Below are 3,264 nucleotides of genomic sequence, written 5' to 3' on the forward strand. Positions count from 1 at the left end.
AAGACGTAGATAGACGCCTATGAACACGAGCTCTTAAAAAAGCCGCCTGTGCACAGGGAGTTTTCCAAGTGCACAGGCGGTTTTCTTAGTTTGATCAGAAGCTGTTCTCACACAGAAACGTACGCCGGATCGGTATTCAGCGGACGAAGCACGGCATCGATCTTCTCCCGCTGCACGCCCTCTCCGATGACGATCAGCACCGCCTGTCCATCCGGCACCGGTGCTGTCTCGATTTTTTCCCGTGTGGCGTTGATTTTCAGCCAGCCGTCATCCCCGACGGGGAGCGAGCCCTTGATGCGGAAAATCGTTCCGCATTCCGTGTCCTGCATCACCTGCTGCACCACTGGAACGATCTGTTCCTGCGGGATCCGCACGTGCATGAAATAGTGCACCTCGCTTTGCAGCGTTTCCATATGGAACTGCTTGACATAGCTGGAACTGCGGTATCCTGCATTCTGGATTGCGGCAAAGTCCTTCGGTGTCAGGTCATCCCACTGCTTCGCCAGAAGGTCGGACAGCCGGAACTGCCGCCGGCACTGGATTCCGGCGAGGGCACGGTTCAGATGTGCCAGCACACGTGCCGAAGCTTCCTCCGCCGGTTCGCCGGCTTTTAACTTGCTCAGCAGCAGCTTTCCGCAGCACGCTGCTTCCGATCCCAGCAGGTATTCCATCTCCCCGGAGAGCACATCCGGCATGGTGGCATCCACAATGGTGAGGATGCTGCCGATGGAAAACCACTGGTCCAGCGGCGATTCATACAGGGTGTCGAAAAATTCGTCCATGTCGAAAATGCCGGACGGCTCGATCAGAACACGGTCGAAGTGCTGCATCCCCAGTGCGATCAGCTGCGTCTTGAACCGCCGCTTGTGGCAGTCCGCATCTCCCCCGCCGGAGACCATCTCCAGCCGGCAGTTCTCACACTTCAGATCCTGTAGCATGAGCATGTCCACATTGACGGCGCCGAAATCGTTTTCCAGAATGGCGATCCGCTGTCCCTGCGCCAGCAGATATTTCGCATAGCGCCGGAGAAACGTCGTTTTTCCGGAACCAAGAATGCCTGTAATTAAATCGATCTTTGTCATTGTTTCCTCCTGTTCCTGCGGACGTTCAAAGAATTCGCTTGTTCTTTGGCGCAGGCAATTATTGATTCTGTCGCATATTACATGTGCTGCCGGCAATATTTGTTTCCCCATTTGACTGCTTCTTTTCAGCAGTTTGTTTCAAGGTACAATATTATCACTTTGGTAAACTGGAATTTACGCATAAGAACTTAGTTATTTTTTCTTTCTATTTTCTGTACTCGATTTTTTCTTCAAGATGTTCAAGTTCTTTTTCAATTAATTTTGTAAGTGAATATTTGACTATTTCAGAATCACCTTCAAATATACAGCAAACATTATAATTTCTGTCTATACATATTATTGAGCCGTCTCCCACAAAATCACCTATTTTCATATAGCCTTCAAATTCTCCATATCCAAATAAGCCATCTTCTCTAAAGGTGATTTTTTCAAACGGACAAATGTTGAATGTTGAGAAATAGATACGTAAATTCATACCATTACTGAAAAGATAAAATTCTTTCAGTTCATTACAAAGCTTTACGTTATGCGCAATCTCCCAATCAGATATTTCTTTCGCCGTCACTGGAGAATTAAATGTGTCCTTACCATTATTACTGTCACACAGAGATTTCATCTTCTGCAGTAAAATTGTTATTTTACTCATAGCTTATCTCCTATAAATTTCGATTTCCCATTTGCAAAGTATAACCAGATGGCATATTTCATGATTTTCAAACAATAAGCCCGCAGTTTTCCCGCATTGTTCTCAGGCTTTTTCCATCATAGTCGACGGTGTAGAACCCGCAGTTTTCAAATGATCCCAACCGTTCCGTATGCTTTATGCTTATCACTACCTGTTTCCCGCAGGATTTCAGATCACGAAACAACGCTTTTGTCATGTACAAGTCGGCATTATCCAGCAGTACCACCTCCGCTTTTTTCATGCTCTGCCTGAACCACGCAAGCTCCTTATTTTCACTGCTGTAGTCGAATTTTTCATAGGGAATCCCATGGATGACGAAATACGATGCAAGCATTTGAAACAGGAACGTCTTTCCTGTCCCTGAATCACTGAATAATATGGCAACCTGATCCGACAGGTCAACGTGTAACGCTATGTCCGAAACGCCCTTGTATGTCCAATCAATCTTCATCCCCGTCACACCTGCCCTCATTGACTGTTCCTAAAAACGCATAAAAGTCTGTATAGTGCCTGCCGTTGTATATGATGTCACAATTTGCATCACCCACATAGGCGATAAACGGGATATCCCAATAGACGGTACCGCTTGTGATGAGCGGCAGCAGCTCCAGCGCATTGTCTCCGCACTCACGCAGATCAAAGCACAGCGCAGGGTTACTGAGCACGTTCAGCAGGGTTTTTGTCCCGGTGCTCAGCTGATTTTTGTCAACCGGCACGGTGTCGCTTGAAATTCCGTAAAAGCTTCGGTTGGAACAATACCTCGCCCTGTCGATGTGATGCAGTATGACAGCTTCCAGCTTGCTCCCCGTCAGTTTCACAGCGCCATTAAAATACACATCATTCTGCGTAATGATGTTCACACCTTCCGGCGGTCTGTGCTTGTCTGAATATATGGTTAAACTCATCATCACCAATTCCTCTTTACTTGATAACATCACTTACATTATGGTCAATCACAACATTCATTCCCTCTGTTTCAATAAGTGCCTTGATTGCTTCTGCGATTGTTTCCCTGTCTTTCACATATTCTTGCTTTACACAAAAACTTTCAATATCCCACTCGTTGTCATACACCAATTCAAATTCAAAACCATTGTATTTGCAGGGAAACCTTGTGTTCCACAAAAAAGAAACGGCAGTATTGTCACCAACAATATTGAACTTTTTAAATAGAGCCAAGTAAAATTTTAACACTGCACCATCTGCACGCAATTCCGATAATGACATCGGTATGTATTCCTGCACATTGAGAAAATCAAAGAAATTATCAATCCCAGCTGCTGACTTTCCATATTTGATTTCTATCACAGTATATCGCCTCCGTTCTATGCAAATGTCCCATCTCCAGTATACCACAAGCCGTCCCCAGTTGCAACCAAAACCCGCAATTTTTTCCGTCACACCTGTGTTTCGCCCCTCGCTTTGGCCCGATACTGCGCCGGTGTCATACCGGTTTCTTTCTTGAACTGCTGCATGAAATAGATCTCACTGCGATAG

General features: G+C 45.9%; 5 protein-coding genes. All 5 read right to left on the reverse strand.

The window, feature by feature from the left end:
• Window positions 1–107: 107 nt before the first annotated feature.
• Window positions 108–1,082, reverse strand: a complete 975-nt coding sequence (locus QZL66_RS08305) for a GTP-binding protein (RefSeq protein ID WP_022411257.1) — start codon at window positions 1,080–1,082, stop codon at window positions 108–110.
• 205 nt (window positions 1,083–1,287) lie between these two features.
• Window positions 1,288–1,728 (reverse strand): SMI1/KNR4 family protein, encoded by a 441-nt coding sequence (locus QZL66_RS08310; RefSeq protein ID WP_022411258.1) that lies wholly within the window; start codon window positions 1,726–1,728, stop codon window positions 1,288–1,290.
• A gap of 67 nt (window positions 1,729–1,795) precedes the next feature.
• Window positions 1,796–2,218: a hypothetical protein gene (locus QZL66_RS08315; protein ID WP_293602046.1), complete on the reverse strand. Its 423-nt coding sequence runs from the start codon at window positions 2,216–2,218 to the stop codon at window positions 1,796–1,798.
• The gene (locus QZL66_RS08320) at window positions 2,208–2,675 is read right to left on the reverse strand and encodes a DUF4869 domain-containing protein (protein WP_293602048.1); all 468 of its coding nucleotides are present in this window, start codon (window positions 2,673–2,675) and stop codon (window positions 2,208–2,210) included. The genes QZL66_RS08315 and QZL66_RS08320 overlap by 11 nt, the downstream gene beginning before the upstream one ends.
• Window positions 2,676–2,688: 13 nt before the next feature.
• Window positions 2,689–3,075, reverse strand: coding sequence for a hypothetical protein (locus tag QZL66_RS08325; RefSeq protein ID WP_022411261.1), 387 nt, complete (start codon window positions 3,073–3,075; stop codon window positions 2,689–2,691).
• Window positions 3,076–3,264 lie beyond the last annotated feature (189 nt).

The organism is Ruminococcus sp. CAG:330, assembly GCF_000437175.1.
Classification (GTDB): domain Bacteria; phylum Bacillota; class Clostridia; order Oscillospirales; family Ruminococcaceae; genus Ruminococcus_C.